The 25,837-nt window shown below is 73.5% G+C and carries 24 protein-coding genes; 11 read left to right on the top strand and 13 right to left on the bottom strand.

What is annotated here, in order from left to right:
* Positions 1–224: 224 nt before the first annotated feature.
* The 8 genes from ACZ5OX_RS19175 to ACZ5OX_RS19210 all read right to left on the bottom strand — a co-directional run bounded on the left by ACZ5OX_RS19175 (position 225) and on the right by ACZ5OX_RS19210 (position 8,673).
* Positions 225–1,181, bottom strand: a complete 957-nt coding sequence (locus ACZ5OX_RS19175) for an ABC transporter substrate-binding protein (RefSeq protein WP_465631257.1) — start codon at positions 1,179–1,181, stop codon at positions 225–227.
* A 44-nt stretch (positions 1,182–1,225) separates the two neighbouring features.
* A complete protein-coding gene (locus ACZ5OX_RS19180) occupies positions 1,226–1,903 on the bottom strand; it encodes an ABC transporter permease (protein ID WP_465631259.1) in 678 nt (225 codons plus the stop codon).
* Positions 1,900–2,568, bottom strand: a complete 669-nt coding sequence (locus ACZ5OX_RS19185) for an ABC transporter permease (protein WP_449791662.1) — start codon at positions 2,566–2,568, stop codon at positions 1,900–1,902. The genes ACZ5OX_RS19180 and ACZ5OX_RS19185 overlap by 4 nt, the downstream gene beginning before the upstream one ends.
* Entirely contained in the window at positions 2,558–3,739 is a 1,182-nt protein-coding gene (locus tag ACZ5OX_RS19190; protein WP_465631261.1) for an ABC transporter ATP-binding protein, read from the bottom strand. Before ACZ5OX_RS19190 ends, ACZ5OX_RS19185 begins: the two co-directional genes overlap by 11 nt.
* Before the next feature lie 214 nt (positions 3,740–3,953).
* The gene (locus ACZ5OX_RS19195) at positions 3,954–4,340 is read right to left on the bottom strand and encodes a rhodanese-like domain-containing protein (protein ID WP_360251340.1); all 387 of its coding nucleotides are present in this window, start codon (positions 4,338–4,340) and stop codon (positions 3,954–3,956) included.
* A complete protein-coding gene (locus tag ACZ5OX_RS19200; RefSeq protein ID WP_465631263.1) occupies positions 4,334–5,074 on the bottom strand; it encodes a cysteine dioxygenase in 741 nt (246 codons plus the stop codon). The genes ACZ5OX_RS19195 and ACZ5OX_RS19200 overlap by 7 nt, the downstream gene beginning before the upstream one ends.
* Positions 5,075–5,274: 200 nt before the next feature.
* Entirely contained in the window at positions 5,275–5,352 is a 78-nt protein-coding gene (locus ACZ5OX_RS19205) for a putative leader peptide (protein ID WP_350736542.1), read from the bottom strand.
* A 138-nt stretch (positions 5,353–5,490) separates the two neighbouring features.
* Positions 5,491–8,673: a hypothetical protein gene (locus tag ACZ5OX_RS19210; RefSeq protein WP_465631265.1), complete on the bottom strand. Its 3,183-nt coding sequence runs from the start codon at positions 8,671–8,673 to the stop codon at positions 5,491–5,493.
* A 424-nt stretch (positions 8,674–9,097) separates the two neighbouring features.
* Here ACZ5OX_RS19210 and ACZ5OX_RS19215 point away from each other — a divergent pair, with 424 nt between their 5' ends.
* The 4 genes from ACZ5OX_RS19215 (at position 9,098) to ACZ5OX_RS19230 (ending at position 14,450) form a co-directional block, all read left to right on the top strand.
* A complete protein-coding gene (locus ACZ5OX_RS19215; protein ID WP_392871972.1) occupies positions 9,098–9,940 on the top strand; it encodes a nitrilase-related carbon-nitrogen hydrolase in 843 nt (280 codons plus the stop codon).
* Positions 9,941–9,951: 11 nt separating this feature from the next.
* On the top strand, positions 9,952–11,400 hold the full coding sequence (hydA, locus tag ACZ5OX_RS19220; protein ID WP_392871969.1) for a dihydropyrimidinase: 1,449 nt from the start codon (positions 9,952–9,954) through the stop codon (positions 11,398–11,400).
* Between the two features lie 202 nt (positions 11,401–11,602).
* Complete coding sequence (locus ACZ5OX_RS19225; protein WP_465631267.1) at positions 11,603–12,616, top strand: TIGR03842 family LLM class F420-dependent oxidoreductase; 1,014 nt, start codon at positions 11,603–11,605, stop codon at positions 12,614–12,616.
* Between the two features lie 235 nt (positions 12,617–12,851).
* Positions 12,852–14,450 (top strand): NCS1 family nucleobase:cation symporter-1, encoded by a 1,599-nt coding sequence (locus tag ACZ5OX_RS19230; RefSeq protein ID WP_465631269.1) that lies wholly within the window; start codon positions 12,852–12,854, stop codon positions 14,448–14,450.
* Positions 14,451–14,536: 86 nt separating this feature from the next.
* Here ACZ5OX_RS19230 and ACZ5OX_RS19235 read toward each other — a convergent pair whose 3' ends face one another.
* Positions 14,537–15,046, bottom strand: a complete 510-nt coding sequence (locus ACZ5OX_RS19235; RefSeq protein ID WP_465631409.1) for a nucleotide disphospho-sugar-binding domain-containing protein — start codon at positions 15,044–15,046, stop codon at positions 14,537–14,539.
* Between the two features lie 5 nt (positions 15,047–15,051).
* Here ACZ5OX_RS19235 and ACZ5OX_RS19240 point away from each other — a divergent pair, with 5 nt between their 5' ends.
* Positions 15,052–15,318 (top strand): GlsB/YeaQ/YmgE family stress response membrane protein, encoded by a 267-nt coding sequence (locus ACZ5OX_RS19240; protein ID WP_224275209.1) that lies wholly within the window; start codon positions 15,052–15,054, stop codon positions 15,316–15,318.
* A gap of 150 nt (positions 15,319–15,468) precedes the next feature.
* Entirely contained in the window at positions 15,469–15,732 is a 264-nt protein-coding gene (locus tag ACZ5OX_RS19245; RefSeq protein ID WP_392871954.1) for a GlsB/YeaQ/YmgE family stress response membrane protein, read from the top strand.
* Positions 15,733–15,811: 79 nt separating this feature from the next.
* Here ACZ5OX_RS19245 and ACZ5OX_RS19250 read toward each other — a convergent pair whose 3' ends face one another.
* From ACZ5OX_RS19250 to ACZ5OX_RS19265, 4 genes are all read right to left on the bottom strand, one after another.
* Positions 15,812–16,735: an ADP-ribosylglycohydrolase family protein gene (locus tag ACZ5OX_RS19250; protein WP_465631271.1), complete on the bottom strand. Its 924-nt coding sequence runs from the start codon at positions 16,733–16,735 to the stop codon at positions 15,812–15,814.
* Between the two features lie 108 nt (positions 16,736–16,843).
* Entirely contained in the window at positions 16,844–17,431 is a 588-nt protein-coding gene (locus tag ACZ5OX_RS19255; RefSeq protein WP_465631273.1) for a TetR/AcrR family transcriptional regulator, read from the bottom strand.
* A gap of 76 nt (positions 17,432–17,507) precedes the next feature.
* A complete protein-coding gene (locus tag ACZ5OX_RS19260) occupies positions 17,508–18,521 on the bottom strand; it encodes an aldo/keto reductase (RefSeq protein ID WP_465631275.1) in 1,014 nt (337 codons plus the stop codon).
* Between the two features lie 137 nt (positions 18,522–18,658).
* Positions 18,659–19,516, bottom strand: coding sequence for a class I SAM-dependent methyltransferase (locus ACZ5OX_RS19265; protein WP_465631277.1), 858 nt, complete (start codon positions 19,514–19,516; stop codon positions 18,659–18,661).
* 197 nt (positions 19,517–19,713) lie between these two features.
* Between ACZ5OX_RS19265 and ACZ5OX_RS19270 the strand changes: the two genes are divergently transcribed.
* The 5 genes from ACZ5OX_RS19270 (at position 19,714) to paaB (ending at position 25,836) form a co-directional block, all read left to right on the top strand.
* Positions 19,714–21,102 carry a sensor histidine kinase gene (locus ACZ5OX_RS19270; protein ID WP_465631279.1) on the top strand — a complete coding sequence of 463 codons (1,389 nt, stop codon included), beginning with the start codon at positions 19,714–19,716 and terminating at the stop codon, positions 21,100–21,102.
* Positions 21,099–21,758, top strand: a complete 660-nt coding sequence (locus tag ACZ5OX_RS19275; protein WP_465631281.1) for a response regulator — start codon at positions 21,099–21,101, stop codon at positions 21,756–21,758. Before ACZ5OX_RS19270 ends, ACZ5OX_RS19275 begins: the two co-directional genes overlap by 4 nt.
* A gap of 753 nt (positions 21,759–22,511) precedes the next feature.
* Complete coding sequence (locus tag ACZ5OX_RS19280) at positions 22,512–24,137, top strand: M20 family metallopeptidase (protein WP_465631283.1); 1,626 nt, start codon at positions 22,512–22,514, stop codon at positions 24,135–24,137.
* A gap of 314 nt (positions 24,138–24,451) precedes the next feature.
* Positions 24,452–25,522, top strand: coding sequence for a 1,2-phenylacetyl-CoA epoxidase subunit PaaA (paaA, locus tag ACZ5OX_RS19285; protein ID WP_465631285.1), 1,071 nt, complete (start codon positions 24,452–24,454; stop codon positions 25,520–25,522).
* Complete coding sequence (gene paaB, locus ACZ5OX_RS19290; protein ID WP_387757691.1) at positions 25,519–25,836, top strand: 1,2-phenylacetyl-CoA epoxidase subunit PaaB; 318 nt, start codon at positions 25,519–25,521, stop codon at positions 25,834–25,836. Before paaA ends, paaB begins: the two co-directional genes overlap by 4 nt.
* The last annotated feature ends 1 nt before the right edge of the window (position 25,837 follow it).

Below are 25,837 nucleotides of genomic sequence, written 5' to 3' on the forward strand. Positions count from 1 at the left end.
CCCACTTCCACTGTCGGCCAGCTCCCCCGGCTGCTGCCGGTCCTCTGACGGGCCCCCCCCCCCCCCCCCCCCCCCCACCCCCACCCCCCCCCCCCCCCCCCCCCCCCGGGCCGCGCCCGCCTGCCGGTCGACCTGCCGACCGCCTGTCGCAGGCCGGACCGCCGGCCCTGCCGACCGGCCGTCAGCCGTCAGCCGTCGGTCGTCTGCCGACCGGCCGTCAGCCGTCAGCCGAGGCCGTTGGACTTCAGCCAGTCCTTGGCGACGGCCGACGGGTCCTCCTTGTCCACCGACACGCGCTTCATCAGCGCCATCAGCCCGGCCGTGTCGAGCTTGGCCGACACCGCGTTGAGCGCCGCCGTCGCGGTCGCGTCCACGCCCGCCTTGTGGACCAGCGGGGTGACGTTCTGTGCCCCGAAGATGTTCTTCGGGTCGGCCAGCGGGACGAGCTTGTACTGGGCGATCTTCGGGTCGGTGGTGAACACGTTGCCGACCTGGATGCTGCCGTCCTTCAGTGCGTTCGCGGTGGTGTCGGCGGTGGGCTTCCACTCCTTGAAGGTCAGCCCGTAGACGTCCTTGAGCTGCTGCTCGCGGCGGGTCTTGAACTCTGGCGGCCCGCCGATGGTGAACTCGCCGCCCTTGGCGGCGAGGTCGGCGATGCTCTTGAGGTTGTCCTTGTCGGCGGTCTCCTGGGTGACGCTGAGCGAGTCCTTGTCCTCGGCCGGGGAGGAGTCGAGGATGCCCAGCGAGGCCGGCAGCGTCTTGGTGAGCGCCGCGTTCACGTCCTGGGTGGTGACGGCGGTGGACTTGGCGTCCAGGTAGGCGAGCAGCGAGCCGTTGTACTCCGGCAGGACGGTCAGGTTGCCGCTCTGCAGCTGCCCGTAGAGCACCTCGCGGCTGCCGATGTTGAACTTCTCCTGGACCTTGACGCCCTTGGCCTTGAGCGCCTGCGAGTAGATCGATCCGAGCAGGACGTTCTCCGGGAAGTTCGCCGAGCCGACGACGACGGTCGACCCGGAACCGCCCGAGCCGTCCGAGCCGCCCGAGCCGCCCGCCGAGGCCGAGGCGCCCGCGCCCCCGTCGAGCGGGTTGCCGCCGGAGGAACCGCAGGCGGTGGCGCCGAGGGCGAGCGCGGCGAGGGCGCCGATGGCGGCGACGCGGCGGCTTCGGTTGATTGTCGACATGGTGACAGATGTCCTTCCGGAGTTGGAGAGGAGGGCGGACGGGGTCAGTTGGGCTGCTGCTGGGCACGCACCCCGGGCGGGAGCGCGAACCGGGCGAGCAGCGCGAAGAACAGCTGGGCGGCGACCGCGAGCAGCACCACCAGCAGCGCGCCGCCCACGGTCACCGCGTACTGGCGGGTCGCCAGCCCGTCGATGACGTAGCGGCCGAGACCGCCCAGGCCGACGTAGGCGGCCACCGTGGCGGTCGCGATGACCTGCACGGTCGCGGTGCGGAAGCCCGCCAGCAGGGTCGGCGCTGCCGAGGGCAGGCAGACCTGCCGCAGCACCTGGGGGTGGGTCAGCCCGATGCCGCGCGCGGCGTCCCGGACGTCCGGATCGGTGCCGCGCACCCCCTCGACGGCGGCCACCAGCAGCGGCGGTGCGGCGAGCGCGACCAGCGGGACCAGCACGGCGGTGTCGCCGACCCCGGCGAGCAGCACCGCCAGCGTCACCAGGCCGAGGGTGGGCAGGGCGCGGGCGGCGCCCGCGAGCGCGGTCACCGCGGTGACGCCGCGCCCGGTGTAGCCGATCAGCAGTCCGAGCGGGACGGCGAGCAGCGCCGCGAACAGCAGGGCCTCGCCGGAGAGCACCAGGTGCTCGGCGACCCGGTGCACGATCGAGTCCGGCCCGCTGAGGTGGTTCGGAGCGGTGAAGAAGTCGCTCAGCCAGTTCAGCCAGTTCACGAGCCGGCTCCCTTCTCCCGGACGGCCCACGGCGCGAGCAGCCGTCGGGCGGCCACCAGCAGCAGGTCGACGGCCAGGGCCAGGACGGCGATCAGCACGATGCCGGCCACGATCGGGGTCGGGAAGGTGCGCTGGAAGCCGTCGACGAACAGGTACCCGAGCCCGCCGCGACCGACCAGTGCGCCGACGCTCGCCAGCGAGATGCTGGACACCGCCGCGACCCGCAGTCCGGCGATCAGGTACGGCACGGCGGCCGGGAGCTCGACCGAGGTCAGCCGGTGCCACGGCCCGTACCCCATCGCGGTGGCGGCCTGCCGGACGGGGTCCGGGACGGCGCGCAGCCCGTCCACGGTGGTCGGCAGCAGCACGGCGAGGGCGTAGAAGGTGAGCGGGATCATCACGGTCGCCTGGGTGGCGAGGCCGGTGTACGGGATCAGCACCACGAACACGGCCAGCGAGGGCAGTGCGTAGACGATGTTGAACACGGCGGACAGCGGCTGGTACAGCCTGGGGTAGCGGGCGCAGGCCAGGCCGAGCGGGACGGCCAGCAGCAGGCCGATGAGCACGGGGACGAGGGCGATCAGGGCGTGGTCGGCGAGCAGGTCGCCGAGGTAGCCGAGGTGGTCGCCGATCCAGTACCAGCGGACGATCGGTTCATCGTCCACCGTCGACTCCGTCCGCGCCCGCCACGTCGTGCTGTCCGCCAGTGTCGTTCGGCCGGCTTCCGGCGCCGGCCGGGGACTTGTCGACGCGGGCGCCCTGGCCGGCCTCAGACGAGTCGGAGCCGGAGCCGGAGCCAGAGCCGTCGGGCCGCAGCGCGGCGAGGACGGCGTCGCGGCTCGCCGTACCGGTGACCCGTCCGTCGGCGTCCAGCGCGACCGCGACCCCGGCGGGGGAGAGGACGGCGGCGTCCAGCGCGGTGCGCAGGGTGTCGGTGTCCGGGCGGAAGCCCGCCGGCGGGTGCAGTTCGGCGGTGACGGCGTCGCGGTCGATCCAGCCGATCGGGCGGCGTTCGTCGTCCAGCGTCAACTCCCAGCCGCCGTACCGGAGCCCTCCGTCCAGGGGACGGAGCTCGACGGTTTTCGCGGGGCGCAGGCCGAGGCCGCGCAGGCCCCGGTCGCGCCCGAGGAAGGCGGCCACGCCGTCGTCGGCGGGGGTGGTGAGCAGGGTGTGCGGGTCGGCCAGCTGGGCGATCCGGCCGTGCTCGCGGAGCACCACCACCTGGTCGCCGAGCCGGACGGCCTCCTCGATGTCGTGGGTGACGAACAGCACCGTCTTGCGCAGCTCGGACTGGAGCCGCAGCAGCTCCTCCTGGAGCCCGGCCCGTACCACCGGGTCGACCGCGCTGAACGGTTCGTCCATCAGCAGCACCGGTGGGTCGGCGGCCAGCGCGCGCGCCACACCGACGCGCTGCTGCTGGCCGCCGGACAGCTGGAACGGGTACCGCTTGGCGGTCTCCGGTGCGAGCCCGACCAGTTCGAGCAGTTCGGCGGCGCGGGCGCGGGCCTTCTTGCGGTCCCAGCCGAGCAGGTAGGGGACGGTGGCGATGTTGTCGATCACCTTGCGGTGCGGGAAGAGCCCGGCCTGCTGGATCACGTAGCCGATGCCACGGCGCAGCTTGGCGGGTTCCAGCTTCGCGACGTCCGTGTCGTCCAGCAGGACCCGGCCGGAGGTGGGCTCGACCATCCGGTTGACCATGCGCAGCAGGGTGGTCTTCCCGCAGCCGGAAGGCCCGACCAGGACGGTTATCCGACCGGTCGGGACCTCCAGGTCCAGGCCCTCGACGGCGACGGTGCCGTCGGGGTGGCGCTTTCCCGCGCCCTCGAATCTGATCACGTGGAGTTTCCTCGTCAGGGCGCCCCGGGGAGGTGGCGCCTGGGTCGTTCGGTCGTTCGGTCGGGTCGTTCGGTGACGGCAGTTTCTAGCGCCCAGGCGTACTTCCGCCCGCGTAGCTGCCCAGCTTTGGACCGGCGGAAACTCTGATCAGACTATGACCTGCATCATCTCCTGTCCTTGATTTACCGCCCCGGCACGCGGTGCGCCCGCGCGCTCAGCCGCCCTGACGGGTCGGCAGGCCGCTGGCCGCCCAGCCGACGAAACCACCGTCCAGGTCGGTCGCCCGATGAAGCCCCAGCTCGCGCAGGGAGGCGGCGGCCAGGCTGGAGGCGTAACCCTCGGAGCAGACCACGATCACCTCGACGTCATAGCCCGAGGCCTCGGGAATCCGGTGACTGCCCGTCGGGTCGAGCCGCCACTCCAGCACGTTGCGCTCGATGATCAGCGAGCCGGGGATCTCCCCCTCGGCCGCCCGCTGCGCCGCCGGACGGATGTCCACCAGCAGCGCGCCGTCCAGCTGGGCCTGGTACGCCTCCCGGGCGCGCGGCCGGTGGACGCCCTCGCGGGCCCGCTCCACCAGGTCGTCGATCGTGGTCACCACTGTTCGGGTCCTTCCTCGGAGGTGCGGACGAGCCCGCCGGCCCGCAGGTCGTAGTGCGCCATCGAGCTCAGGGGCGGCGAGTAGGCGTGCAGGGTGACGGCCGGGCCGACGGCGGTGTTGCGCACGTCGTGCACGTACTCGGGGCCGAAGGCGCGGGTGGTGCCGGCCGGGATCCTCCGGATCAGCAGGCCCTGGTCCGGGCCGCCGAGGGACAGCTCCTCCAACTCGCCGAGGGCGACGGTGAACGCGCCGCGCGAGCCGCCGTGGTCGTGGAAACCGGTGGACTGGCCGGGCAACCAGCTGATCAGCCACACCTCGTGGTCCCCGTCGACGGCCAGTCGCCGGTACCAGCGCTCCTCGGTGGAGAGGCGGACGTGGTGGATCCACTCCTCGGGGCGCTCGGCCAGCTCGCGGACGATGGTCCGCAGGGCGCCGGGGGTGAGCGGCGCGGGGGTGGACTCGGCGGGCGGCGTCGGTGGCGGCTCGGGGTTGGCGGCGGCGCTCGCGGTGCCCGCGTTGCCGGCCTTGCCCGCGTTGTCGGCGGGGCGCGCGGTGCCGGTGCCGGTGTCGGCGCGATGGACGGGGGCAGTGCCGCGGGCGGCGTGATGGACGGGGGCGGTGCCGGGGGCGGCGCGATGGACGGTGCCGGGGGCGGTGGCGGAGTCGGGACCGGGGGCGGGACCGGGGTCGGCGGCCGGTCGGGCGTCGGGGCTGATGCTCGGGCTCAGGCTCATGGGGGGCGTCCTCGGATGCGGCGGGGAACGTCGGTGGGATGCGCCCGCCGTCCGGCGGCCGTGGACGGGCGCGGGCCGACGGAGCGGCCGGCCACGCACGGGTGCGCCGGGACGGAGGCGGAAGTCAGGAATGCGGGTGCGATCGCGCGGCACGGGCCCTGGCATACGTCACAGGGCGGGACCGGCGGGGAAGAGCAAGGTCAACAGGCACAGATGGAACTCGCCTGGCGTCGCAGATCGACGTGCAGGCGGCAGACCAGAGTGGTGCCGGATTCCATGCGCCGGATCCTTCCCGAGCGAACCGGACGAAGTCAAGCCGAGCCGACGGCCCGCCGCCGGTCACCGCCGGTCCGCGGGCGGCCCCCTCGGCCACCCGCGGACCGCCCCTCGACCACGTGTCGACAACCCGTCGGCCGCTACCCCTCGGCCCGGCCGCGCGGCGCCGGCGGGGCAGTGGCCGACGGTGCCGGCACGGCGTCATCCGCCGGCTGCGCGGGCAGCGACCCGGCGGTGCTGTCCGGCGCGGGGCCGGCCAGGGCCCGCTCGACCAGCGGTGCGGCCTGTTCGCCCAAGTGGCGGCCGAGCGTCTGGTAGGCGTCGAACTGCTGGTGGTCGAACCACTGGTCGCTCGTGCGGTCGTTCGGGAAGGCCCGGTTCGCCATCGCGTAGGCGTGCAGCTCGTACGGCATGTCGGGAGTCAGCACCGCCTGGAGGACGATCAGTCGGCCGTGCCGGACGGCCCCGGGGCCGTCGCCCAGGTCGGGGTAGTGGATGTCCCCGGTGACCACCGCCCGGGCCGAGAGCCTGGCGGACAGCTGCGCCGCCAGCCCGCGCAGCGGCGGTCGGCGGCCCGTGCGGCCGTTCGCACCGGAGCCCCGGCCGCTGTCCGAACCGCTGTCCGAACCGGTGTCCGGGCCACCGTCGGGGCCGTCGTTCGTGCCGTCGTGCGCGACGCCGCCCTCGGCGGGCCGGTCGGCGGCGCTGCCCGGGATCAGCAGCTCGGGCTCGTGCAGCGTGATGGTGACACCCAGCTCCTCACGGGCCAGGGTGATCGCGGCGGCCAGGTTGGTGGCGTAGCCGGCGTCCCCGCTGGCGTCGATGCAGACCGCGGTGCGCACCCGGTGCCGCAGCAGCTCGACCAGCCCGAGGTTCTCGTAGTGGCCGCCGTCGGTGGTGAGCAGGAAGCGGTCGTCGGCCGGGAACCGCCCGATCAGCTCCCGCAGTTGGTACGGGAGGCGGCGGACGGAGGGCTGCGCGGAGCGGCGCCAGTCCGGCGGCCCGGACCAGTCCGGACCGAGCACCGCGGGGTTGGGCAGCCAGGTGCCGAGACGCGCGTTGGTGACCGCGAACAGCCGCTGGTAGACCCGGGATTCCCGTCCCATCGCGGAGGAGAAGGCCGCGCCGGAGACGGCCATCGCCGACTGCACGGTGAGGTCCCTGGCGATGTGCGGACGGGTGCGCCGCTCGAGCAGGTCGGTACGCGCGTACCCGACGTCCGGACCGCCCACGTAGTCGTACGAGAGCGAGAAGGAGACCGCCGGACGGCCCGGTGGCGTGCGGGAGTTGCCCGACAGGTTGGCCGCCGCCGAGAAGATCACCTGCGGGAAGTCGGGGCGCCGGGCGCCGTAGTGGCTCAGCCAGGTCTGCTCCCGGAAGAAGTGGTACGGGCGGGCCAGCGAACGGCCGCCCTCGGTGACCCGCCGGACCGCGAACGCCGAGGCCAGCCGCAGCCGGTAGAACGGGTGCAGGCTCATCCAGGTCTGGTCGAGGTTCAGCCCGACCGCGACGAGCAGCAGCGGCAGCAGCACCTGGACGGCGGCCGGCCAGGCGTACCCGGTGGCGACCGCCCAGCCGAGGGCCAGCAGCGCACCCGCCGTCAGCGCCAGGAGGGCGGACCACACCACGAGGGTCTGGGGGAGGCTGGCGGCGCGGACGCCGCAGGGCCGGACCGCGCCGCGGCCCGCCGCGCCCGGTGCGCCGGCACCCCGGCCGGGCACCCGGCGGTCGCGCCAGAGTATGCCGAGCAGCAGTGCCAGGTAGCTGAGCGCCAAGGTCAGGCCGAGCCCCGCGCCGGTCAGCTGCGGCCCCGCGGCCAGGGCCTGCTGGAGCCGCACCGCGCCCCAGGCCAGCCCCGGCACCGCCAGCAGCCCGACGGCCAGCAGGGCGGCCAGCCCGAGCAGGCCGAGGTTGACCCGGCGCAGCACGCGTGGCAGCAGCGCCTGCCAGCCGAGCGACGGGAAGGCCAGCAGCCAGAGCAGCCAGCACCCGGCCGCCGACGCCAGTAGGGCACCGAGGGCCGCGAGCGCCGGCGCCCGGAACTCCAACGGCCCTGCGACGGCCCCGGCGTGGCGCAGCCCGGCCGCCGCCAGCCGGCCCGGATCGGTGAGCGGCACGGCCCGGTAGAAGCGGCTGAGTCCGAGGCCGAGCGTCAGGACGGCGGCCAGCAGCAGGGTGAGGGCGGACAGCAGGCCGCGCAGCAGTGTCCCGAGGGCGACCAGCCATTCCCCGGCGCCGTCGGCGACGTACTTGCCGTGCCGGCGGAGGTGGTCCTCCTCGGGGGAGCCGGGCTCCAGCACGGTGTCGGCCGTCAGGCCCGAGACGGCGCGCACCGGGCTGCCGGGGGCCGAGTCGCTGAGTGCGAGCTGGAGCGCGCCGACGGTGTAGCCGCCGCCCGAGACGGAGACCAGGTAGCGGGCCCGTTTCAGCCAGGGCCGCAGCGACTGGAGCGCGCCGAGCGTGACGCAGGCCGAGCGGATGCCGCCGCCGGACGCGCAGAAGCCGAGCTCGGCGGGCTCACGGCCGGGCGGCACCCGGGCGGCGTCGCGCCAGTGGGCGTGCCGGACGGGTGCTTCCCGGGCGTCGGGTGTGGCGCAGGCACCCGGCGCCGCGCGGGCGGGTGGCGGGGCGGCGTGCCGGGTGGCGATCGGCCAGGGCGGGATCAGTGCCGGCCGGTCGGGGGAGTCGGCGCCGAAGGCCTTCGCGTCCACGCGCGACCGCCGGAGCCCGCGCGCCGCCCGGGTGGCCGTCACCAGCAACAGCCCCGCGGCACCCGCCCCGGCGGGCAGGAGCAGCAGCCACTTGACGGTGGCGAGCGCGGTGGCGGCGGCGAAGGGGGCGTCGGAGCCGCCCGCGCCCGGGTGGAGGCCGTCGAGCCCCGCGCGCAGCAGCGCGTCCTCGCCGAGGTCGCAGCAGGCCGCGAGCAGCCCGGCGCCGCCGACCGCGAACGCCTGCGACCGCCGGCGCGCCGGCCCGAGCACGTACCCGCCCAGCAGTGCCGCGGCGGCCAGCGTCAGCCCGTAGCCGCCGATCAGCCAGCCGTCGGCGCGCAGGGCGGCCAGGTGGTCCGCGACCCGCCCGCCGACCACCGCCTCGGCTGCCGTGCGGGAACCGGCCAACTGGAGGGCGACGTCCCGTACGGGCGGTGCCTGGCGGTGGAAGAGCAGCCCGCCGAGGACGAGCGGCAGCAGCGCGCCGAGGGCGAGCAGCAGGCCCGCCCAGGCGGGCAGGGAGGGCGGCCGTGCCGCGGGGGCGCCCGCCGCCGTGGGCGCCGTGCCCGTCGGTTCCGCCGATCTCGCGGTGTCCGCCGCGGAATTCCTCACCACCACACCCCCGCTTCGTCGGCCCGATCCCCCGTGACCGGGCCGTGAACTCGTAGGAGACCACGGTGAACTGACGGTTCGTAGTGATCCGCGACGATGTCCACGCGGGTCTTACCCCACCATCGCCGATTGCGCACCAGGAGTGCCTGGTTTCACTCGAACGAGTAAGGGGGCAACTCCCGGGGTAGATCAGCTTTTCATCCCACCCGGGACCGTCCGCGTGTCCGCGCAACAAGATCGCCCCAGACGCGTTTCAGCCGACGTATTGTCAGGCCACCGAGGCCGGGCCTACCGTCTACAGATCGCTTTCTACGCACGTAGACCCAGTGGTTCCCCGAGCGGAACCGCGGGTCGGACCAGCCCCGTCAACCCTCAGACCGCAGGCCCGACCACACGGCCGGGCCGCGGAGTTGCGGAGGTACCCATGTCGCAGATCGTCCGTGCCGCGCTCGTCCAGACCCGCTGGACCGGTGACCAGGAGAGCATGATCGCGCTCCACGAGCGGTACGCCCGCGAGGCCGCCGCCCAGGGCGCGAAGATCATCGGTTTCCAGGAGGTCTTCAACTCCCCCTACTTCTGTCAGGTCCAGGAGGCCGAGCACTACCGCTGGGCCGAGGCCGTTCCCGACGGCCCGACCGTGCGCCGGATGCGGGACCTCGCCCGCGAACTCGGGCTGGTGATGGTCGTCCCGGTCTACGAGGAGGAGCAGACCGGCGTCTACTACAACACCGCCGCCGTCATCGACGCCGACGGCAGCTATCTCGGCAAGTACCGCAAGCACCACATCCCGCAGGTCAAGGGATTCTGGGAGAAGTACTACTTCAAGCCCGGCAACCTCGGCTGGCCGGTGTTCGACACCGCCGTCGGCAAGGTCGGGGTGTACATCTGCTACGACCGCCACTTCCCCGAGGGCTGGCGCGCCCTGGGCCTGGCCGGCGCGCAGATCGTCTACAACCCCTCCGCCACCAGCCGCGGCCTGTCCGGCTACCTCTGGCAGCTCGAACAGCCCGCCGCCGCCGTCGCCAACGAGTACTTCGTCGCCGCGATCAACCGCGTCGGCACCGAGGAGTACGGCGACAACGACTTCTACGGCACCTCCTACTTCGTGGACCCGCGCGGTCAGTTCGTCGGCGACGTCGCCTCCGACAAGGAGGAGGAACTCGTCGTCCGCGACCTCGACCTCGGCCTGATCGAACAGGTCCGCCAGCAGTGGGCGTTCTACCGCGATCGCCGCCCCGACGCCTACGGGCCGCTCGCCGAGGCGTGAGGAGCAGCCCGATGACCACCAACGACGTGCGGACCGCCCGCGGCCCGCAGCAGCGCACCGTCGTCCGCGGCGGCCTCGTCATCACCGCCACCGAGGAACTCCACGCCGACGTCCTGATCGAGGGCGAGCGCATCGCCGCCCTCGCCGCCACCGGAAGCTCCGCCGCCGAGGCCTGGACCGCCGACACCGTCATCGACGCCACCGGCCACTACGTCATCCCGGGCGGCGTCGACGCCCACACCCACATGGAACTGCCGTTCGGCGGCACCGCGGCCTCCGACACCTTCGAGACCGGCACCCGGGCCGCCGCCTGGGGCGGCACCACCACCATCGTGGACTTCGCCGTCCAGCCGGTCGGCGGTTCGCTGCGCGAGGGCCTGGACACCTGGCACGCCAAGGCCGAGGGCAACTGCGCGATCGACTACGCCTTCCACACCATCGTCTCCGACGTCAACGACGCGGTGCTGAAGGAGATGGACGCCCTCGTGGACTCCGGCGAGTCCACCTCCTTCAAGCTGTTCATGGCCTACCCCGGCGTGTTCTACAGCGACGACGGCCGCATCCTGCGCGCCATGCAGCGCGGCGCCGCCAACGGCGGGCTGATCATGATGCACGCGGAGAACGGCATCGCCATCGACGTCCTGGTCGAACAGGCACTCGCCGCCGGGAGGACCGCCCCCCGCCACCACGGCGAGGTTCGCCGCGAACTGCTGGAGGCCGAGGCCACCCACCGGGCGATCAGACTCGCCCAGGTGGCCGGCAGCCCGCTCTACGTGGTGCACGTCTCCGCCGCCGCCGCGCTCGCCGAACTCGCCCGGGCCCGGGACGAAGGCCTCAACGTCTTCGGCGAGACCTGCCCCCAGTACCTCTTCCTCTCCACCGACAACCTCGCCGAGGAGGGGGCCGACGGCTTCGAGGGCGCCAAGTACGTGTGCAGCACGCCGCTGAGGCCGCGCGAGCACCAGGACGCGCTCTGGCGCGGCCTGCGCACCAACGACCTCCAGGTGGTCTCCACCGACCACTGCCCGTTCTGCTTCGTCGGCCAGAAGGAGCTGGGCCGGGGCGACTTCTCGAAGATCCCCAACGGCCTGCCGGGCGTCGAGAACCGGATGGACCTGCTCCACCAGGCCGTGCTGGACGGGCACATCAGCCGGCGCCGCTGGGTCGAGATCGCCTGCACCACCCCGGCCCGGATGTTCGGCCTGCACCCGCGCAAGGGCACCATCGCCCCGGGCGCCGACGCCGACCTGGTGGTCTACGACCCCACCGCGGTGCAGACCGTCTCCGCCGCGACCCACCACATGAACGTGGACTACTCGGCCTACGAGGGCCGCCGACTCACCGGCCGGGCACGGACGGTGATGTCGCGCGGCACCGTCGTGCTGGACGACGGCCACTGGCTGGGCCGGGCCGGCCACGGCACCTTCCTGCGCCGGGACACCTGCCAGTACCTGCTCTGACACCCCCTCCGCTTCCCGTCCCTCCCATCCCTCCTGCCCCTCCCGTTCCTTCCATACCTCCTGCCCCTCTCGTTCCTCCCGTCCGGAACGTCCGCCCGCCTCTCCCGCTCTGGACGTCCACCCGCCGCCGCCCGCGCGCTCGTCGCTCCGACCCGACCGGCGACCGGGCGGCGGCGGTCGAAACCCTTACCTGGAGCCCCTCATGGACATCGGCCTCGTCCTTCAGACCGACCCGCCCGCCCGGCTGCTCATCGACCGGATGATCCGCGCCGAGCGGGCCGGGTTCAGCCACGGCTGGACCTTCGACTCCTGCGTGCTGTGGCAGGAGCCCTTCGTCATCTACAGCCGGATCCTCGCGGAGACCGAGCGGATGGTCGTGGGCCCGATGGTCACCAACCCCTCGACCCGCACCTGGGAGGTGACCGCCTCCATGTTCGCCACGCTCAACGACATGTACGGCAACCGGACCGTCTGCGGCATCGGCCGCGGCGACTCCGCCATGCGGGTCGCCGGACGACGCCCCGCCACCCTCGCCCGGCTCTCCGAAGCCATGCACGCCATCAAGGAGTTGGCCGAGGGGCGCACCGCCGAGGTGGACGGCACCGAGATGCACCTGCCGTGGGTCGGCGCCGGTGCCTCCCTGCCGATCTGGATGGGGGCGTACGGGCCGAAGGCGCTGAACCTGACCGGACGGCAGGCAGACGGGTTCATCCTGCAGTTGGCCGACCCCTACCTCACGGAGTTCATGGTGAAGGCGGTACGGGCCGCCGCCGTCGAGGCCGGCCGGGACCCGGACTCGATCACCATCTGCGTAGCCGCCCCCGCCTACGTCACCGCGGACGACTCGCCCGAGGCGCTCGCCCACGCCCGGGAGCAGTGCCGCTGGTTCGGCGGCATGGTCGGCAACCACGTGGCCGACCTGGTCGGTCACTACGGCGAGCACTCCGACCTGGTGCCGGAGGCGCTCACCGACTACATCAAGGGCCGCCAAGGCTACGACTACAGCCACCACGGGCGGGCCGGGAACCCCGACACGGCCTTCGTCCCCGACGAGATCGTGGACCGCTTCTGCCTGATCGGCCCGGTGGAGGCGCAGCGGGCCCGGCTCGCGGAGCTCCGCTCGCTCGGCGTCGACCAGTTCGCCGTCTACGCCATGCACGACGCCATCGAGGCGACCATCGACGCGTACGGGACGGACGTCATCCCGCACCTGTGACGCCCTGTTCGTGATGTTCTGCCTGTGATGTCCGTGTGATGCCCCTCCGGCTGTGGTGCCGATCCGTTGCGATGGCGACCCGCTGTGGTGCCGATCCGTTGCGGTGGCGATCCGTTGCGGTGGCGGCCCGCTGTGGTGCCGATCCCGAGCCGGCTGGTGAACCTGCCCGCGAATCCGCCTGTGACCTCCACCTGAGCCCAGCCGCGGACTCGCCCGCGGCGGACGGGAGTTGCCCATGCCCGACACCGCGACCAGTGGCGGAAGACAGTGGCACCACCCCGACGGCCGGGTCGAACTCGACCCGGCCGCCGGGGACCTGCCCCCCAACGGCTTCACCAGCGACGACCTGCGGCCGGTCCCGGTGGCGCGGCGCACCTGGACCACGTACAACTTCCTCGCGCTCTGGGTCGGCATGGCCCACAACATCCCGTCCTGGACGCTGGCTTCGGGCCTCGTCACGCTCGGCATGGACTGGAAGCAGGCGGTGCTGACCATCGCGCTCGCCAACCTCCTCGTGCTCATACCGATGCTGCTCACCGGCCACGCCGGAACGAAGTACGGCATCCCGTTCCCGGTGTTCGCCCGCGCCGCCTTCGGGCTGCGCGGCGCCAACCTGCCCGCCCTGCTGCGGGCGGCGGTGGCCTGTGCCTGGTTCGGCATCCAGACCTGGATCGGCGGCGAGGGCATCTTCCTGCTGGCGGGCAAGCTGTTCGGTGAATCCTGGCGCACGGCCGGTGAGTTCGGCGGCTACCCGTGGACGCAGTGGCTCTCGTTCGTGCTGTTCTGGCTGATCGAGATGGCCGTCATCGCGCGGGGGATGGAGGCGCTGCGGCGGTTCGAGAACTGGGCGGCGCCGTTCGTCATGGTCGGCGCGCTCGCGCTGCTGGTGTGGATCACCGTCAAGGCGGGCGGGCTCGGGCCGCTGCTGGACCAGCCGTCCAGGCTGGGGTGGGGCGGCGGTTTCTGGAAGGTCTTCTTCCCGGCTCTGATGGGCATGATCGGGTTCTGGTCCACCCTCTCGCTGAACATTCCCGACTTCACCCGCTTCGGCGGCAGCCAGCGGGCCCAGATCCGCGGGCAGGCACTCGGCCTGCCGACCACGATGACGCTGTTCGCCTTCCTGTCCGTGCTGGTCACCTCGGGCTCCGAGGCGGTCTACGGGGCTCCGGTGTGGGACCCGATCCAACTGGCCGCCAAGATGGAGAACCCGGTCGGCATCCTGTTCGCGCTGCTGACCGTGCTGGTTGCGACGCTGTCGGTGAACATCGCCGCCAACGTCGTCTCACCCGCCTACGACCTGGCCAACCTGCTGCCGCGCCTCGTCACCTTCCGGACCGGGGCGCTGATCACGGGAGTGGTCGGGATCGCGATCTTCCCGTGGCGGCTGATCTCCGACCCCCACGTGTACATCTTCACCTGGCTGGGCGTGGTCGGTGGCCTGCTCGGCACGGTCGGAGGAGTGCTGATCGCCGACTACTGGGCGCTTCGCCGCACCCGCCTCCGGCTCGCCGAGCTGTACCGGCCGGGCGGGGCCTACTGGTACGCGGCCGGCTGGAACTGGCGGGCCGTCGCGGCGCTGCTGGTGGGCGGGGTGCTGGCCGTCGGCGGCTCGTACTCCGCTCTCGACGCCGACGGCGCCGAGCAGGGCCCCTTTCCGGCCGACGGTCTGATCCCCGTCCTCAAGCCGCTCGCCGACTACGGCTGGGCCGTCGGGCTGACGGCGGCGGCCGTGGTGTACCTGGGGCTGACCGGGGTGTTCGGGAGAGGGGCGTCGGGAGGGAGTGGGGTGGGGGCGCTGACGGATGACGGAAGGCGGTTGACGGGTGGCGGCTGACAGATGACGGGTGGCCGCGGACAGCTGACAGATTTTGAAATCTGTCAGCTGTCTGCTGTTCGCCGTCCGTTGTCGGCTGCCACTCGTCACCCGGCCGTTGCCGCCACCCGTTCCACGGCGGTCAGGACCTTGGCCGCACCGTCCTCGGCGGCCAGGGCGGCGGCGACGGTTTGGCCGCGGGCGCGGTAGCGGGGGTCGTCGAGGGCGAGGCGCAGGGCGGCGGCGAGGCGGGCGGGGGTGAGGGCGCGCAGGGGGACGGGGTCGGGGGAGACCCCGAGCAGGGCCGGCCGGGCGGACCAGAACGGCGCGTCGAGTGGGGCCGGCACGGGCACGGTGGGCGTTCCGGAGCGGAGGGCGGCGGCCGTGGTGCCGGCGCCCGCGTGGTGGACCACGGCGGCGGTGCGCGGGAAGAGCCAGTCGTGCGGGGTGTCGCCGATGGTCAGGCCAGCACGGCACGGCCCGGCATGGCGCGGGCCCGGCTGGTCGGCTGCTTCGACCGCGGCTCCGCGGGTGCCGGAACCGGGTGGCGTGCGATGGCGTCCTTGCGGGCAAGAGCGGACGGGACGGGGCCCGTCGCGCCTCGGACGGGAGGGGATCGCGGATGAGCATCGTCGCGTGGATCGTGCTGGGCCTGCTGGCGGGTGGGCTGGCCAAGCTGCTGCTGCCGGGGAAGGACCCTGGCGGCCTGATCGTGACCACCCTGATCGGCATCGCCGGGTCCTTCGTCGGCGGCTGGATCGCGTCGCACTTCCTGCACCGCTCGGTCACCGCGCACTTCTTCGACGCGGCGACCTGGGTGTCGGCGATCGGCGGCGCGCTGGTGCTGCTGATCGTCTACCGGCTGCTGTTCGGCAACTCGCGCCGCTGACGGAGCAGTTCGGCCGCGGCTCCGGCACGCGGGTGGCCGGTTCGTACCGGTCCTTCCGTTCGCTGGAACGGCACGGCGTCCTCGTACGTCCTTCCGGTCGGACCCAGGGGGCTCGGCGGGGTCGTCAACCGATGACGCAAGGGGCGGCGGATGAGCTGGATGGCGTGGATCGTGCTGGGCCTGGTATCGGGGACCGTGGCCAGGATGGCGATGTCGAGGGGTGAGCGCGGCCTGATCGGCAGCACCCTGATCGGCATCACCGGCTCCTACATCGGCACCTGGATCGTCTCGCACTGGATGCACGGGACGGTGAGACTGAGCATCCTCGACGTCACGACCTGGGTGTCGGCGATCGGTGGCGCGATGGTCCTGCTCCTCGCCTACCGGGTGTTCCGCTTCGTCTCCCGGCGCTGACCGCCGGGCCCCGAAGCGGGGCCCGGCTTTCCAGGTGTTCCGGTCAGCGGGTGTTCTGGTCACCGACCGTTGCGCCCGATCACCGGTCGGTGGTCAGGGACACCTCGCCGACCCAGCCCGGGAGTTGCTCGCGCGCGGTGAGCCACTCGGGCGGCGCGCCCGCGAGCCCGGTCCTGGCGGCGGTCACGCCGGCGGCGATGGCGCAGGTGGTGTCCTTGTCGCCCCAGCCCTCCAGGGTGTGCCAGACGGTCTCGGGCAGCGAGTCCAGGTGCCCGGCCGCGGACCAGAGGGCGAACGGCACGGTGTCCGGGGCGGAGATCAGCGTTCCCGAGCCGAGCACGTTGGCGGCGTGCCGGACACTGGTGTGCTCGGGCAGCCGGGCGGCGATCCGTAGCCCGGAGCGGACGTCGGTGTCCGGCAGCCGCCCGGCGATCTCGGTCAGCAACTCGGCCTGAGTGGGCGGGTCTTCGCCCCGGCTGCGGACCGCCAGCGCCGCGGCGAGCGCGACCGCCACCGCACCGGCGACCGCCTCCGGGTGGAAGTGGGTGGTGAGCGCCTGCCGTTCGGCCTGCCGGGCCACCAGGTCGAGGTCCTCGGCGAACCAGGCCCCCAGCGGTGCGACCCGCATCGCGGCGCCGTTCCCGTAAGAGCCCTGGCCCTCGAACTGGCCCGCGGTGATGGTGCGCCAGTCCCCGCCGGCGCCGATCCCGCGCAGCACCCGGTGCATCGACGGGCCGTACTTGCGCCCGTACTCGCGCCCGTACTCGGCGGCGAACTCCCGGGCGAGCGCGTCCGGTCGGACCTCGCCCCCGTCGAGCAGGTGGCGGACCAGCACGAGCGCCATGGCGGTGTCGTCGGTCCAGTGCCAGGGCGCCGGCCTGACCAACCGGGCGGCCAGCGCGGCGGGCGCCTCGTCCAGTGGCACCGCGAACCACCGGTCGCCGAAGGCGTCGCCGAGGGCGAGCCCCTCCAGGCTGTCCAGGACCGGGCGGGCCGCACGCATGTCATCCTCCAGGTGAGATCGACCGTGTGCGGCAGTCTGGCCGACGGGCGGGGCGCCGGCCAGCGGTTTTCCCCCGGCTCGCCGGCGCCCCCGATCACTGATGTTCCGTCACTTGGCCTTCAGGCCACCGAGAACGAGCCGCCAGACGGCTTCGAACCGGTCGTCGATCCCCGGGGTGGACCAGGTGGCCGCATAGGCCGGGTCGTGGAACGGGCCGGTGGCGTCGAAGACGGCGCGGGCGGTGTTCCGGATGTGAGCGAGCTTGAACTCCTTGCCCTCCGTGCCGTCCTGGACGATCTGCGCGATCTGGTCGACCAGGGTGTCGATGTGGGCTTCCACCAGGCCGCTGTTCTCCTCGACCAGCACCATGTAGGTGGCGAACAGCTCCGGGTCGTCCAGCGCCTTCTTCCGCTTGGCCGCGAACAGCGTCTTCAGCCAGCGGTGCAGCCGCGTGGCGGCGGGGCCGCCCTCGTTGGAGATGGCCGCCAGGTCGAAGTGCGCCTGGTCCAGCCAGCGTTGGGTGACGGCCTCGCGCAGCGCAGCCTTGCTGGGGAAGTGGCGGTAGACGCTGCTGTGGCTGACACCGAGGTTGCGGGCGACGTCCACGACGGTGGCCTTGGCCGGGCCGAAGCGCCGCAGGACGTCCTCCGCTGCGATCAGGATCTGCTCGGCGGTGAGTGTGGTGTCCGTGGTCACGGGGAGGTCCGTCCTTGGGATCGTGTGGTCGGGCGTGGCGGTCGGGGCGGTCGGGGTGTGGGGCTGGGTGGTGCGGTCAGCGTTCGCTGTCCAGGTGGGCCATCTGTGCGGCGCCGTACCGGTCGCCGGCGGCGGAGCCGGCGGGTACGGCGGCCTCGATGGCGGCGAGGTCGGCCTCGGTCAGCGTGACGTCGAGTGCGCCGAGGGCCTCGGTCAGGCGGTCCCGGCGGCGGGCGCCGACCAGCGGGACGACGTCCTGCCCGCGCGAGGCCACCCAGGCGATGGCGATCTGGGCGACGGTCGTGCCGCGGGCGGCGGCGATCTCGCGCAGGGCCTCGACCAGCGCCAGGTTGTGGGCCAGGTTCTCGCCCTGGAAGCGCGGGCTGTGGCTGCGGAAGTCGGTGCCGCTGAGGGCGCGTTCCCGGTCCCAGTGGCCGCCGAGCAGGCCGCGGGAGAGCACGCCGTACGCGGTGACGCCGATGCCGAGTTCGCGGGCGGCGGGGAGGACGGCGGCCTCGATCGAGCGGGACAGCAATGAGTACTCGATCTGGAGGTCGCTGATCGGGTGGACGGCGGCGGCCCGGCGCAGGGTGTCGGCGCCGACCTCGGAGAGCCCGATGTGGCGGACGTGGCCGGCCTGCACCAGGTCAGCGATGGCGCCGACGGTCTCCTCGATCGGGACGTTCGGGTCCAGCCGGGCCGGGCGGTAGACGTCGACGTGGTCGGTGCGCAGGCGGCGCAGGGTGTAGGCGAGCGCGGTCTTGGTGGCGGCGGGGCCGGCGTCGTACCCGAGCCACTGGCCGTCGGGCGTGCGCTGGGCACCGAACTTCACGCTGATCTGCACGCTCTCGCGGTCGCGGCCGCGCAGTGCCTCGTGGATCAGCAGCTCGTTGTGGCCCATGCCGTAGAAGTCGCCGGTGTCGAGGAGGGTGATCCCGGCGTCGAGGGCGGCGTGGATGGTGGCGATGCTCTCGGCCTCGTCGGCCGGGCCGTACAGGTCGGACATGCCCATGCACCCGAGGCCGAGGGCCGAGGTGACCGGCCCGGTGGTGCCGAGGGGGCGCTGGGCGGGACGGGTGTGAGAGGACACGGGAGGCTCCAGGGGGCGGCTGCGGTGCCGGGGAGGCGGGGGCAGGGTGACCCGGGTGCCACTATGGCACGACAGCGAACAGATTTCAAAATCTGTTCGCTGTCGTCTGTTATCTGAAAGTTGACATCTGTCGATTGTCAGTTGTTCGGAATCGGGTGACGCCCCACCTCCTCGCCGCCCGCCGGGTTCTTCGGCCTCGCCGTGTCCCGCTCCGTCGCGCCCGGGCCCGTCGCTTCCGTCGCCGGTGCCCAGGCCTCGCGCCCGCCCGGCGACCGCAGCAGGTGGGCGCGGGCCGGCGGCACGTTGCGCCACACCGTGCGCCGGCCCAGGCCGTGCTCCGCCTCGAACCGGCGCAGCAGCCGCACCACCGCCCGGTGGCGGGCGCCCTGGCGGGGCCCCGAGGTCAGGGTGCGCGCCGTCGTCGTGCCGAGGTACCCGAAGTACGTCAGCTCGCCTCCGGGCACCAGCAGCCGAAGGTAGAGGTCGAGGATGTCCCGCACCCGAGCGGGCTCGAAGTTGGTGAACGGCAGCCCGGACACGATCACGTCGTACCGGTGCGGACCGTCCTCCGGCCGCGCCCCGTCCGGCGCCGCCGGCCGGCACTCCGGCAGCTCCTCGACCCGGCAGGCCGACAGCCGCAACCCGACCCCGGGGTGCCGGGCAGCCAGGACCGGATCCTCCCGCAACCGGTCGGCGAACCGCGGGTTGGCCTCGACGACGTGCAACCGGTCGCCCGGACGCAGCACTTGGGCCAGTCGGCGGGTGACCACGCCCGTACCGGCACCCACCTCCAGCACCGAGATCGGACGGTTCGGGCGGCTGGTGACCGGTACCACCAGCGCGTTCACCAGCTCGGGGCCGCTCGGGGCCAGCGCGCCGGTGTCGTGGAAGGTGCGCAGGGCCTCGGCGAGGAACAGCAGGTGGTCCCCGCCGACGGGCGAACTGTGGCGGAGGGAAGGGGAGTCGGGGAGGTGGCGGAGCCGGTCTTCGGTCATGCCGTCGACGCTAGGCAGGGCGGAGCCACCGCGAATCGGCCGGTCAGCGACGCCGACCCCCGACGAAAGTCGAGGGCGCGGGTAGCCGGAAGACAGAGGCGCTGCGCGGCGCAGCGCCCCTAGCATCGAGCCCGAAGTTCCGAACGCCGGCCCCACGGAAGGCATTCGGAGCGCGAAGCGAGGAAAGGAGGAAGGGCATGCGCAGGAGTGTGCTCGGCTGGTACGAGCCGGACCACCGGGCCGGGATCGACACGTTGCTGCTGATCGGCGTGCTCGGCCTGGCCATCGAGGAGGCCCTGGTCCAGTGGGCGCACTCCGACGATCCGCTGCGCCTGCCGCGCACGGCCGCGGCCGCGCTCGCCTCGCTCTCGCTCTTCCTCGCCCGCCGCCACCCGGTGGCCTCGGCCGTGCTGCCGGTGCTCGTCGGCGGGCTGTTCAACCGCGCCTTCCCCGGGCTGTTCAGCGTCTTCCACCTCGCCTACCTCGGCCGGACGGGCCCCGCGATGGCGGGTGGCGCGGTCATCGCGGTGGCCGGGGCGACGCGCGCGGATACGCTGCTCGGCTGGGTCGGTGCCACGGGGTCCCAACTCCTGGTCCAGGCCGCCATCCTGGCGGTCGGCCTGTGGCTGCACGGCAGACGGGTGCTGATCCGCACCCTGCACGAACAGGTCGACGCGCTGCGCCGAGAGCGCGAGCTGCGCGCCGAACAGGCCCGGGCCGCCGAACGCGCTCGGATCGCGCGGGAGATGCACGACGTGCTGGCCCACCGGCTCAGCCTCCTCGTGCTGCACGCCGGGGTGCTGCGCGACCAGGCCAGAGCCGGCACCGTCGCCGCCGACCCCGACCGGCTCACCCACCGCCTCGAACTGCTGCGCACCACCGCCGCCCGTTCGCTCGACGACCTGCGCGACGTCCTGGGCGCGCTGCGGGCCGACCACCCACCTGCCCCGTCCGCCACGGGAGTCGAGCCGTCCGTGCCCGCCGGGGGCGGCCGTGTCCCGGCGCCCGCCCTGCGCGACCTCACCGAGCTCGTCGGCGAGGCGACCCAGGCCGGCCAGCGGGTCGAACTCGCCCTCTCCGGAGACCCGGAGACCGTCCCGACCACCCACCGACTGGCTGTGCACAGGCTGGTCCAGGAGGCGTTGACCAACGCCCGCAAGTACGCCCACGCCGCACCCGTCACCGTCCGGGTCGGCTACGGGGCTCCGGCGACGACGGTCGAGGTCCGCAACGGCCCGGGCGAGGCGCCGCCGGACGAGCCCCGCACCGGTGGCGGGTACGGACTGGTGGGGCTGTCCGAACGGGTCGGCGCACTCGGCGGCCATCTCGACGCAGGCCCGGACGGAGGCGGCGGCTTCCGGCTCTCCGCCCGGTTACCCGCGCCGGACCGCCCGCCGCGTGCGGCGCCCGACCCGGGGCCCACCCGTGGCGACGGTCCGGCTTCACCACCGGGGGCCGCGCGGCCCCACCCGGGGCGGGTGTCACCGAGCTCGGAGCAGTCCGAGGGATCGGGGCAATCAGAGCAATCAGAACGGTCAGAACGGTCAGAGCAGGGCGCGAAGCCTCAGCCGAAGGACATCGCATGATCCGAACGATGGTGGTCGACGACGACGCGCTGGTCCGCCTCGGCCTGGTCGACCTGCTGGCCCAGGATCCGGCACTCACCGTGGTCGCCGAGGCCGCCGACGGGCTGCAGGCCGTCGAACTCGCCGGCAGCCGGCGGATCGACGTCGTGCTGATGGACATCCGGATGCCCAGGCTCGACGGGATCGCCGCCACCCGGCGGCTGCGCGAACTCCCGGACGGCCCGCGGGTCATCGCCCTCACCACCTTCGACCTGGACGAGTACGTGTACCAGGCGCTCGCGGCCGGGGCGGACGGGTTCCTGCTGAAGGACACCCCGCCCGCGGAGATCGCCCGGGCCGTGCACATCGTCGCCGGCGGCCAGGGGATGCTGCACCCGGCGGCCGCGCGACGGCTGATCGACCGCTACCACCGGGTCGGGGCGCCCCGGTCGGTGACGGCCCGCAGTCGGGTCGCCGGGCTCACCCCGCGGGAGACCGAGGTCCTGCGCGAACTCGCCGACGGGCTCTCCAATGCGGAGATCGCCGGCGTGCTCGGGATGCGTGAGAGCACCGTCAAGGCGCACGTCAGCCGGATCCTGACCGGGCTCGGAGTCGGCAACCGGGTCCAGGCGGCCTTGCTCGCGCGCGACGCCGGGCTGGTGGGCGACGGTGGCTGAGCGAGTCGCTGTCCCAAGGGCACGCCGTCCAGCCGTCCCGCCGTGCCCGGCTGCCGTCCCGCCGTGCCCGGGGTAGCAGTCGAGGCACGTCGAGGCTCGGTGGGGCACATCGGGGCACGGCATCGTCCGGTGTACACGCGGGCGTTCCCCGGACGTTCCTCCGGAGTCAGGGCGGGACCCGAAGCGGGCTTCCCTGAGCCGTCGCGTGCCCCCGGTTCGTACCGCGTGCTGAGCCGCTGTCACCCATCCGGCGTGGAAATGCCGTGCCTTGGCCGTTTGCGCTGCCGAACTCGGGCGGCGGGTCCATGGTGGAGATGGGCGCGATCCGGCGACCGCGCCCGCGCGCCGATCCAGGCCCGCGCGCCGAGCGCCCGCGCCGATCGCGGACGGGCGGCCTCCGAAGCGGGGCCCGGTACCGGCACGCTGGGAGCAGGGCCACCTCGCAGGAAACCGGACGGTTCTTCTAGGCTCACATCTCGGCTTCCCTGCGGCGGTCCGGCCACTGCGCCCGCTGTCAGGAGGCCGCCGTCCACGGGGGCTCCGGGCGGACCGGGGGCCCCGGATCGAGCGAGGAGGACGCATCATGCCAAGCACGCCGCCATGCCGTACCACCGTACTTGGGCCAGTCGGGCCGCTCCGGTGGGCCGCCCATCATCCCGTTCGATCGGTGCGGTCCGGCCGGGCCTGGCGCCCGGGCGGAAACGGTCGGCCGGTACGGCCGCTGTATACCGGCGGCGGCCGCGGAGGCGAGCGTTGAGTTCCCAGACCATCGGGTCGCACGCCGTGCCGGGCGCCGCCGGGGAACCCGCCCCGTCACCTGCCACCGTCCCGGCCGCCACCGACGGCGAGGCCCTCGCCACCGCCACCACTGCCACCGGTACCGCTGCCGCCGCCTGCACGGCAACTGCCGCTCCGGCTCCGGCCACCACGGTGCCGACCGCCTCGGGGCAGGCCACCGCCACCGCGTCCGCCACCGCGACCGCTACCGCGACCGCCACCGCGACCGCCACCGCGAAGACGGCCGCCACCAAGGCGGCGGTCGCCAAGACCACGGCCGCCACGTCGGCCCTCACCAATACCGCCCTCACGAAATCAGCCCTCACCAAAACCGGCGTCGCGAAGACCGCGGTGGCGAAGACCGCTGTCGCGAAGCCCACGGCAAGACCGGCGGCCACCGCCACCCCGGGGACCGCAACCGCCACCACGGCGTTGTCCGGTGTGCCGCAGGCACTCAGCACCCGTGCCCGTAGCCTCGCCGGCGCCGTCCGGCGCCGCTGCGCCGACCTGGCGCGGATCGAGTCCCCCAGTGGTGACGCCCCGAGACTCGACGCCCTGGCCGAGGAGTTGGCGGCCGGGTTCCGTACCACCGGTGCCACCGCCCGCCGCGAACCCGGACCGGCGGGCGACCACCTGGTACTGGAGTGGGAAGGCCGGGACGAGTCCCTGCCGCACCTGCTGATCGTCGGGCACCACGACACGGTCTGGCCGGTCGGCACCCTCGCGGACTGGCCGGTGACCGAGCAGGACGGCCGGCTCACCGGCCCCGGCGTGGTCGACATGAAGGGTGGACTCGCCATCCTCGAGGGCGCGTTGGCGCTTCTCGCGGACCTGGGCGAGTGCCCGCACCGCACCGTCCGCCTGGTCGTGGTCTCCGACGAGGAGGTGGGCAGTCCGGACGGGCGGCGCCTGGTCGAGCGCCAGCTGCGCGGCGCCGCTGCGGTCCTGGGGCTCGAACCGTCGCACCCCGACGGCCGGTTGAAGACCGCGCGGCGCGGCAGCACCCGGGTGCGGCTCACCGTGACCGGCCGCGAGGCGCACGCCGGCAACGACGCCCACGACGGGGTGTCCGCGGTCGACGAACTGGTGGACCAGCTCGTGCTGGTGCGCGATCTCGCCGGCCAACCCGGTACCGAGCTCAACACCGGGCGGATCAGCGGTGGTACGCGCGCCAATGTCGTCGCCGGCCGGGCCGAGGCCGAGCTGGGGCTGCGCTTCGCCACCGCAGAGGCGCAGCGCCGCACGCTCGACGACCTCGCCCGGCTCACCGCGCTGCGCCCGGGCGCCCGGGTCCGTACGGAGGTGCTGTCCAGCCGTCCGGCGTGGCCCGAACGGACGGGCAACCCGCTGTTGCGGCACGTGCGTTCGCTCGCCGCCGCGCTCGGGCAGCAGCTGGACGGCGCCCCGGCGGGTGGGGCGGGGGACGCCAATCTGCCCGGCTCGCGCGGGCTGCCGACCCTGGACGGCTTCGGTGCGGTGGGCGCCGGAGCACACGCTCGGCACGAGCACATCCGGCTCGACCAGATCGCCCCCCGGGTCGCCCTGCTGGCAGCACTTCTTGCCGTACCGCTGCCGCGACTGCGGGACCGCGCGGAGGGATGAGCCGCCGGTGAGCCGCTGACGGCCGACCGCTGACGGTCGACGACGGGCAGACAGTCGACAGCGGACAGGGAACAGCGACCAACTCACAGCGAACAGCAGTCAGCGAACAGTAGTCAGCGAACAGGGGACAGCGAACAGCAAACAGCGAAGAATCGACGGATAACAGCTGACAGATTCTGAAATCTGTCAGCTGTTATCCGTTCCGCACCTTGCCATCCCTCCGTCCCGCCGCGCAGAATGGTACCGACCGAACGGTCAGTCGGTTGGTCGGCGCCCAGACGCCCGCCCGACCGGGTAGGACACGAGAGGGGACCGTGGTGACAGCAGAGGTGGCCGAGGCGGTCCCCGCGCAGACGCCGGAGGACCGGTTCGAGGCGGTCGTCGCCGCCGAGCAGCGGATCGAGCCCAGGGACTGGATGCCCGACGCCTACCGGGCCACCCTGATCCGCCAGATCGCCCAGCACGCCCACTCCGAGATCATCGGCATGCAGCCCGAGGGCAACTGGCTGACCCGGGCCCCGTCCCTGCGCCGCAAGGCGATCCTGCTCGCCAAGGCCCAGGACGAGGCCGGCCACGGCCTCTACCTCTACGCCGCCGCCGAGACCCTCGGCGTCGACCGCGCCGAGCTCACCGAGAAGCTGATCTCCGGCCGCCAGAAGTACTCCTCGATCTTCAACTACCCGACCCTCACCTTCGCCGACGTCGGCGTGATCGGCTGGCTGGTGGACGGCGCCGCGATCTGCAACCAGGTCCCGCTCTGCCGCTGCAGCTACGGCCCGTACGCCCGCGCGATGGTGCGGATCTGCAAGGAGGAGTCCTTCCACCAGCGCCAGGGCTACGAGCTGCTGATGACGCTGATGCGCGGCACCGAGGCCCAGCGCCGGATGGTCCAGGACGCGGTGGACCGCTGGTGGTGGCCGTCGCTGATGATGTTCGGCCCCTCGGACGCCGACTCGCCGAACAGCGCCCGCTCGATGGCCTGGCGGATCAAGCGGCACAGCAACGACGAGCTGCGCCGGCGCTTCGTCGACATGACCGTCCCGCAGGCCGAGCACCTGGGCGTCACCCTCCCGGACCCCGAGCTGCGCTGGAACGAGGAGCGCGGCGGCTGGGACTTCGGCGAGCCGGACTGGTCCGAGCTGACCAGGGTCATCCACGGCCAGGGCCCCTGCAACGCCCAGCGGGTCGAGCGCCGCCGCGCCGCCCACGAGGACGGTGCCTGGGTGCGCGAGGCGGCCGTCGCCTACGCGGCCAAGCGCGCCGCCGAAGCCGCCGCAGCCCCCGAGACCACCGCAGCCTTCGAGGCCACCGCAGCCCCCGAGACCACCGCAGTCCCCGAGGCCGCTGAAGCCACCGCAGCCACCGAACAGGAGAACGGAAAGTGACCGACCCCCAGGTTGGCTCCCCGGCCGGGTCCAAGGCCGGCTGGCCGCTGTACGAGGTGTTCGTGCGCCCCCGGCGCGGGCTGAACCACGTCCACGTCGGCTCGCTGCACGCCTCCGACGACCGGATGGCCCTGCTCGCCGCCCGCGACCTGTACACCCGCCGTAACGAGGGTGTGAGCCTCTGGGTGGTCCGCTCGGACGCGATCACCGCCTCCACCCCGGACGAGCGCGACCCGTTCTTCGAGCCCAGCGGCGACAAGGTCTACCGCCACCCGACCTTCTACGACATCCCCGAGGATGTCCCGCACATCTGAC

The sequence above is a fragment of the Kitasatospora sp. NPDC032121 genome, from assembly GCF_055580145.1.

Coding starts and splice junctions, on each gene's coding strand:
- ACZ5OX_RS19200 (WP_465631263.1), bottom strand. CDS start 5,074: ATGAGCCTGAGCCCGAGCATCAGCCCCGACGCCCGACCGGCCGCCGAC.
- ACZ5OX_RS19230 (WP_465631269.1), top strand. CDS start 12,852: ATGCCCGACACCGCGACCAGTGGCGGAAGACAGTGGCACCACCCCGAC.
- ACZ5OX_RS19225 (WP_465631267.1), top strand. CDS start 11,603: ATGGACATCGGCCTCGTCCTTCAGACCGACCCGCCCGCCCGGCTGCTC.
- hydA (WP_392871969.1), top strand. CDS start 9,952: ATGACCACCAACGACGTGCGGACCGCCCGCGGCCCGCAGCAGCGCACC.
- ACZ5OX_RS19205 (WP_350736542.1), bottom strand. CDS start 5,352: ATGGAATCCGGCACCACTCTGGTCTGCCGCCTGCACGTCGATCTGCGA.
- ACZ5OX_RS19245 (WP_392871954.1), top strand. CDS start 15,469: ATGAGCTGGATGGCGTGGATCGTGCTGGGCCTGGTATCGGGGACCGTG.
- ACZ5OX_RS19240 (WP_224275209.1), top strand. CDS start 15,052: ATGAGCATCGTCGCGTGGATCGTGCTGGGCCTGCTGGCGGGTGGGCTG.
- ACZ5OX_RS19250 (WP_465631271.1), bottom strand. CDS start 16,735: ATGCGTGCGGCCCGCCCGGTCCTGGACAGCCTGGAGGGGCTCGCCCTC.
- ACZ5OX_RS19265 (WP_465631277.1), bottom strand. CDS start 19,516: ATGACCGAAGACCGGCTCCGCCACCTCCCCGACTCCCCTTCCCTCCGC.
- ACZ5OX_RS19175 (WP_465631257.1), bottom strand. CDS start 1,181: ATGTCGACAATCAACCGAAGCCGCCGCGTCGCCGCCATCGGCGCCCTC.
- ACZ5OX_RS19215 (WP_392871972.1), top strand. CDS start 9,098: ATGTCGCAGATCGTCCGTGCCGCGCTCGTCCAGACCCGCTGGACCGGT.
- ACZ5OX_RS19270 (WP_465631279.1), top strand. CDS start 19,714: ATGCGCAGGAGTGTGCTCGGCTGGTACGAGCCGGACCACCGGGCCGGG.
- ACZ5OX_RS19275 (WP_465631281.1), top strand. CDS start 21,099: ATGATCCGAACGATGGTGGTCGACGACGACGCGCTGGTCCGCCTCGGC.